General features: G+C 72.5%; 5 protein-coding genes. 3 read left to right on the top strand and 2 right to left on the bottom strand.

Translation table 11 applies throughout. The annotated features are described in order from the left end of the window. Positions 1 to 572: 572 nt before the first annotated feature. Both IE180_RS29665 and ptsP read left to right on the top strand, forming a co-directional pair. Entirely contained in the window at positions 573 to 1,025 is a 453-nt protein-coding gene (locus tag IE180_RS29665; RefSeq protein WP_190160027.1) for a PTS sugar transporter subunit IIA, read from the top strand. Between the two features lie 80 nt (positions 1,026 to 1,105). Then, on the top strand, positions 1,106 to 2,776 hold the full coding sequence (gene ptsP / locus IE180_RS29660) for a phosphoenolpyruvate--protein phosphotransferase (RefSeq protein ID WP_190160026.1): 1,671 nt from the start codon (positions 1,106 to 1,108) through the stop codon (positions 2,774 to 2,776). 73 nt (positions 2,777 to 2,849) lie between these two features. Here the strand turns inward: ptsP and IE180_RS29655 are convergent, their stop codons facing one another. Further along, positions 2,850 to 3,740: a DUF8829 domain-containing protein gene (locus IE180_RS29655; RefSeq protein WP_190160025.1), complete on the bottom strand. Its 891-nt coding sequence runs from the start codon at positions 3,738 to 3,740 to the stop codon at positions 2,850 to 2,852. Positions 3,741 to 3,763: 23 nt separating this feature from the next. Continuing rightward, the gene (locus IE180_RS29650; protein WP_308434452.1) at positions 3,764 to 5,053 is read right to left on the bottom strand and encodes an MFS transporter; all 1,290 of its coding nucleotides are present in this window, start codon (positions 5,051 to 5,053) and stop codon (positions 3,764 to 3,766) included. Positions 5,054 to 5,098: 45 nt separating this feature from the next. On the opposite strand from IE180_RS29650, the gene IE180_RS29645 reads away from it, so the two are divergent. Continuing rightward, a complete protein-coding gene (locus IE180_RS29645) occupies positions 5,099 to 6,418 on the top strand; it encodes an aminotransferase class I/II-fold pyridoxal phosphate-dependent enzyme (RefSeq protein ID WP_190160024.1) in 1,320 nt (439 codons plus the stop codon). Positions 6,419 to 6,469 lie beyond the last annotated feature (51 nt).

The raw sequence follows: 6,469 nt of genomic DNA, 5'->3' as shown, positions 1-6,469 counted from the left end.
ACCCCCGGAGGGATGGACTTTTTCAAAGGAACCTCGACCATCCAGGGGATGGACGGGGTGTCAACTAATCTGGCGTTGATTTTTGGCACGCTGTTGAGTTCTCAAGGTGCGGACGCTTCCTTCGGTCCCGTTTACCGGGCCCTCCGGGCGCTTCCTTCGTTTCCAGCTTAGCAGACCCGATTTCCGTTTCTGCCACCCGCCGGAGCGGGCTGCCAGGGCTGGAATTCGCTGTCGCGCTTTCCGTTCCCGGCGGGGTTGAACATTACCAGGCTTTCTCGGTCCCCCTGACCACATCTCCTGCGAGCACGCAGAGGTGTAGACCACTGGGGTTAGGATCTGGCTTGATAGGTGCTGCCGACCCGCGACTCAAGGCCGCACTGGGGTCAGGCAGGAGTACGACAGTACATCCCACCGTCAGTAGAGGCAAATCATTCCGGTAGTCCCTAGCTCCGCACAATTGGTACGTCTCGTGCGGAACCGGGACTTCGTATGACATACGCTGCACAACAGTATGCGCCGTCCAGGACAGGCAGTGACGGCGCCACACGATCTCCGCCCCTGGGAGGCTTCCCATGACAACCGTGACGTCGCCGCTTGCTGGACGCGCCATCGGTCTCGCCGCAGTTCCCGACCCGGTCTTCTCCGGCGCGATGGTCGGTCCCGGTACCGCCATCGATCCCGTACGTGAGGCGTCGGAGGCCGTCTCCCCCGTCGAGGGGGTCATCGTCTCCCTGCACCCGCACGCCTTCGTCGTCGTCGACGACGAGGGACACGGGGTGCTGACGCATCTCGGCATCGACACCGTCCAGCTCAACGGGGAGGGCTTCGAGCTGCTCGTCGGCAAGGGTGACCGGGTGACGTGCGGACAGGCCGTCGTCCGGTGGAACCCCGCCGAGGTCGAGGCTGCCGGCAAGTCCCCCATCTGTCCCGTCGTGGCCCTGGAGGCCACCGCCGACTCTCTCTCCGAGCTCGTCGAGGACCACCGCGATGTGAAGGCCGGAGACACGCTCTTCGGCTGGCACTGAGCCGGTCCGTCCTCGTGACGACCGCGAGTTCGACATTCAACGCGGCGGCCGGGGCCGTCGCTCAATCGGAGACGGGTGAGATGGAGACAACGCTGCGAGGCGTCGGCGTCAGCCACGGAGTGGCGATCGGCGAGGTCCGGCACATGGGTACGGCCGTGCTGGAGCCGCCGGCCAAGCAGATCCCCCCGGACGAGGCGGAGCGCGAACAGGGGCGCGCCCGTCAGGCCGTGGAGGCCGTGGCCGCGGACCTGATCGCCCGGGGCAATCTGGCCGGTGGCGAGGCCCAGGCGGTGCTGGAGGCCCAGGCGATGATCGCCCAGGACCCGGAGCTCATCGCCGACGTCGACCGCCGGATCGCGGTCGGCAGCACGGCCGAGCGCGGGATCTACGACGCCTTCTCGCACTACCGCGAGCTGCTCGCGGGCGCCGGTGAGTACATGGCGGGCCGGGTCGCGGACCTGGACGACGTGCGGAACCGGATCGTCGCGCGGCTGCTCGGGGTGCCGATGCCGGGCGTGCCGGACAGCGACGAGCCGTACGTGCTGATCGCGCGGGACCTGGCGCCCGCCGACACGGCGCTGCTCGACCCGACCCTCGTGCTCGGGTTCGTGACCGAGGAGGGCGGGCCGACCAGTCACAGCGCGATCCTCGCGCGGGCGCTGGGCGTGCCGGCCATCGTGGCGCTGCCGGGTGCGGGTGAGCTGGCCGAGGGCACGCTCGTCGCGGTCGACGGTTCCACCGGTGAGATCTTCGTGGAGCCGAGCGAGGAGAAGAAGGCGGAGCTGACGCGGGCGGCCGCCGAGCGCAAGGCCGCGCTGGCCACGTCCAGCGGTCCGGGCGCGACCTCCGACGGTCACAAGGTGCCGCTGCTCGCCAACGTCGGCGGTCCGGCGGACGTGCCCGCGGCGGTGGAGGCCGGTGCCGAGGGCGTCGGTCTGTTCCGTACGGAGTTCCTCTTCCTGGACGACAGTCAGAAGGCTCCGTCGGAGGAGAAGCAGGTCGAGGCGTACCGCAAGGTTCTCGAGGCGTTCCCCGAGGGCCGTGTGGTCGTGCGGGTGCTCGACGCGGGCGCCGACAAGCCGCTGGACTTCCTGACGCCTGCGGACGAGCCGAACCCGGCGCTCGGTGTGCGGGGTCTGCGGACGCTGCTCGACCACCCGGAGGTGCTGCGGACGCAGCTGACCGCGCTGGCGAAGGCGGCCGAGGGGCTGCCGGTGTACCTCGAGGTCATGGCTCCGATGGTGGCCGACCGTACGGACGCGAGGGCGTTCGCCGACGCGTGCCGTGAGGCGGGGCTGCGGGCGAAGTTCGGTGCGATGGTCGAGATTCCCTCGGCCGCGCTGCGGGCGCGCTCGATCCTCCAGGAGGTCGAGTTCCTGTCGCTGGGCACCAACGACCTGGCGCAGTACACCTTCGCCGCCGACCGTCAGGTGGGTGCGGTGTCCCGGCTCCAGGATCCGTGGCAGCCCGCGCTGCTCGATCTCGTGGCGCTGTCCGCGGAGGCGGCCAAGGCCGAGGGCAAGAGCTGTGGTGTCTGTGGTGAGGCCGCGTCGGATCCGCTGCTCGCGTGTGTGCTGACGGGTCTGGGGGTCACCTCCCTGTCCATGGGTGCGGCGTCGATTCCCTATGTGCGGGCGACGCTGGCCAAGTACACGCTGGCGCAGTGCGAGCGGGCCGCGGCGGCGGCGCGTGCCGCGGACACGGCGCACGAGGCGCGGCTCGCCGCGCAGGCGGTGCTGTCCGGGGAGTGATCCCCTGGGGTGTGCGACGAAGGGGCTTTCCGTCACCTGGTGGTGGCGGGGAGCCCCTTCGTCGTGGGTGGGGTCAGTGGTGGGCGGGCCAGTCGTCGTCGGGGTCGGGGGCGAGGGGGAGGCCGGCGCGGTACTCGACGCCCGGTTCCGGGGAGAGGGGTTCGCCGGTGCGGGCGTCGGTGCAGTAGGCGGCGAAGACCTCGGCCTCGGTGAGCGGGGTGAGGGTGCCGTCGGTGAGGCGCCAGCCGTGGAGCCGGTCGGGGGCGTCGGGTGCGGTGGTGCGCAGGACGATTCCGCCGGGTGCCGCGAGGGCGATGCCGGTGGCGAGCACGGCGGTGAACTCCGGGCCCGTGGCGTCCTCCGGGGGTGTGGTGCCGTGGGTGTGGAGGACGGCGAGGAGTTGGTCGCCGGCGGCCTGGACGCTGCAGACGAGGTGGTGGGTGCCCGGTCCCGCGGCTTCGAGGAGTCGTAGGAGCAGACGGCCCGCCCGCTCGTAGGCGGCCTTCCCGATGTCCTTGCCGCAGGTGGCGCAGTCGCCGGCGGTGGCGAGGACGGTGGTGGCGTACTCCCAGGTGGCCTGTCGGACGGCGGTGTCGACGAGTTCGGGGAGGAGGGTGGTGAGGGGCTGGCCGGTGTAGGTGACGCGGGCGCCGGTGGCGGCGAGGTGGGCGGTGAACCGGCTGCGGCTGGCGGGGCGGTCGGGGTCGGTGCCGGTCTCGGCGCACCAGGCCGCGTACTCCTCGGGGTCGAAGAGGGTGACGGTGGTGTGGCCGCCCCGGGTCGAGAGGGTTTTGAGGAGGGCCTCGATCTGCCGGAGGTAGGTGGCGTGGTCGTCGAAGGCGAAGGTCCGGTACCGGCGCATGGCGGCGAAGTCCCGCTCGTCGGCGAGGAGTCCGACGGTGCTGGGGACCTCGCGGCGCAGGGCGCGGCGGAGGTGTGCGGTGGTGGTGCCGGTGCGGGTCATGTCTCCCCCTGGTGACGCTCCGATCAGTGCTCACTCACCGTAACCTTTGCCACTGACAGTGACGTCTCGGTGAGGCGTCGGCGGACGAGGCGGTTCTGGGCGGCGGTGGTGGCGACCAGGGCGGCGCCGAGGAAGGGCCAGGCCAGGGGGCCCGCGGAGACGAGGCCGGTCATGAGGAGGGGGCCCGCGAAGCGCTGGGTGGACTGGGCGAGGCCGTGGACTCCGAGGTAGGCGCCCTGGGCGTCGTCGGGGGCGAGGGCGACGGAGATCTCCCAGGAGGCGATGGTGTGGATCATCTCGGCGAAGGTCAGGGCGACGGCGGCCGTGACGAGGGCGGTGATCGCGAGGGTGCGACCGCCCAGGGCGGAGACGGCGAGGGCGAGCGTGCCGACGGCGAAGAGGCCGGCCAGGGGGCCGAGGAGGCGGCGGGCGGCGTCGGTGGTGGTGCCGAAGCGGGAGAGGGGGACCTGGAAGAGCACGACGAGGGCGCTGTTGGCCACCATCAGGAGCGGGGCGAGACCGACGGGGGCGTCGGTGGCGTGGACGATCCAGAGCGGCAGGGCGACCTGGAGGATCGAGTCGTGGAGGAAGAAGACGGCGTCGCCGGTGGTGAAGGCGAGGAAGCCACGGTCGCGCCAGGGATTGGAGGGCTTGGTGGTGGGGACCGGGTCGGTGGAGGCGGCGGTGACGCGTGAGGCGGCGGGGGTGGGGGGTTCGGCGCAGCGGAGGGTGAGGGCGGCCATCAGGAGGTAGGACAGGGCGTCGCCGATGAGCAGGAGGTGGAAGGCGGTGGTGGAGCCGACGGCGAGTGCGGCGGCGGCGCCGAGGCCGCCGAGGGTCCAGCCGATGTTGGAGGTGGTGCGGTTGATGGCCTGGTAGCGGATGCGGTCGGGGCCGGCGACGCGGGCCGCGTAGAGCTTGGTGAGGACGTTGGTGGCGCGGTCGGGGAGGGCGCCGGCGGCGGAGAAGAGGACGAGCAGCAGGTAGTCGTCGGTGGTGAGGAGGGCGAGGAGGGCGGCGGCGCGGAGGAGTTGGGTGCAGATGATGACGCGGACGAGCGGGAAGCGGTCGGCGAGGCGGCCGCCGAGGGGGGCGCCCGCTATGCCCGCCGCGCCGGAGAGGGCGATGAGGAGGCCGACCTGGCCGAGGCCGAGGCCGGTGACGTAGGTGAAGTAGAGGGCCATGGCCGTGGACCAGAGTCCGGTGCCGCACTTGTCGATGAAGCCGATGAGGAGCATGCGGCGGCCGTCGGTGCCGCCGGGGACGCGGTCCTTGAGGGGTGGGCGGGCGGGTCGTGCGGTGCTGCGGCTCATGGGTCCCCCTTGCCGACTTCTTTGTATTGGTACATAATTGATTACGTGGCAGCACAATATGCGATCGAAGGGGCGACGGCCAAGGGGATTGCCGCGTCCGTGGAGCGGGGCGTCGCCGAGGGCGGGCTCGCCCCCGGCGACGCCCTGCCGCCGGTGCGGCGGCTCGCCGACGAGTTGGGGGTGAGTCCGGGAACCGTCGCCACGGCCTACAAGGAGCTGCGGCAGCGGGGGCTGATCGTCACGCGGGGCCGGGGCGGGACGGTGGTGGCGGAGGTGCCCTCGCCGACTTCGCGGCGCCCCCCGCGCGTACCGCCCGGTCTGGTGGACCTGTCCGCCGGGTTTCCGGACCCGGCCTTCCTCCCCGTACTGCGGCCCCCGGCGGCCGTCGCCCCGGTGTACGGCTCCCATCGCGCCGCGCCCCGGCTCGCGCATCTGGAGGCGCTGACCCGGGCGTGGTTCGAGCGGGACGGGGTGCCGGCGGGACACGTGACGTTCGCGCACGGCGCCCTGGACTGCGTCGCGCGGCTCCTTTCGACGGAGCTTCGGCCCGGGGACGCCGTGGCGGTGGAGGATCCCGGGTTCCACCATGTGCTCGACCTGGTCCCCGCGTTGGGGCTGCGGACGGTCCCGGTGGCCGTGGACGGCGAGGGGCTCGTACCGGAGTCGCTGCGGGCCGCGCTGCGCGGCGGGGTGCGCGCGGTGGTGTGCAGTCCGCGGGGGCAGTGTCCGACGGGGGCGTTCTTCACGCGCGCGCGGAGGGACGAACTGGTGGCGGTGCTCCGGGAGTTCCCGGAGGTGCTCGTCGTCGAGGACGACCACAACGCGGAGGTCGGCGGGGCCGCGGCGTACACGCTCGCGGCGGCGGGGCTCGACCGGTGGGCACAGGTGCGGACCGTGTCGAAGCACCTCGGCATCGACCTGCGCTGGGCCGGGGTCGCGTGCGACGCGGTGACGCTGGCGCGGCACGACCGGCGGATGGTGATGACCTCGGGCTGGGTCAGTCACGTCCTGCAGGAGACGGTGGCCGGCCTCCTCGCCGACGAGGCCGTGCGGGATCTGGTGGCGGCGGGCGAGGAGGCGTACGCGGAGCGGCGCGCGGCGCTGATCGGCGCGCTCGGCACGTACCGGATCCGCGCGTTCGGTGCGAGCGGCCTGAACGTGTGGGTGCCCGTGCGGGACGAGTCGGCGGTGGTGAACGGGCTGCGAACGCAGGGCTGGTGGGTCGCCGCCGGGACGCGGTTCCGCATCGCGGCCCCGCCGGCCGTGCGGATCACGACCGCGGCGCTCGCGCCCGCGGACGCCCCGCGCCTCGCGGCGGACTTCGCCGAGGTCCTGGGGGACGCCCAGGCGACGTACGGCGGTTGACGGTGCGCCGGGCGGTGTCGCGTCCGGGACGCGCGGACGCTCCGGGGAAGG

This window comes from Streptomyces litmocidini (assembly GCF_014649755.1).
GTDB classification, from domain to species: domain Bacteria; phylum Actinomycetota; class Actinomycetes; order Streptomycetales; family Streptomycetaceae; genus Streptomyces; species Streptomyces litmocidini.
This window is presented reverse-complemented; position numbering and strand designations above follow the sequence as displayed.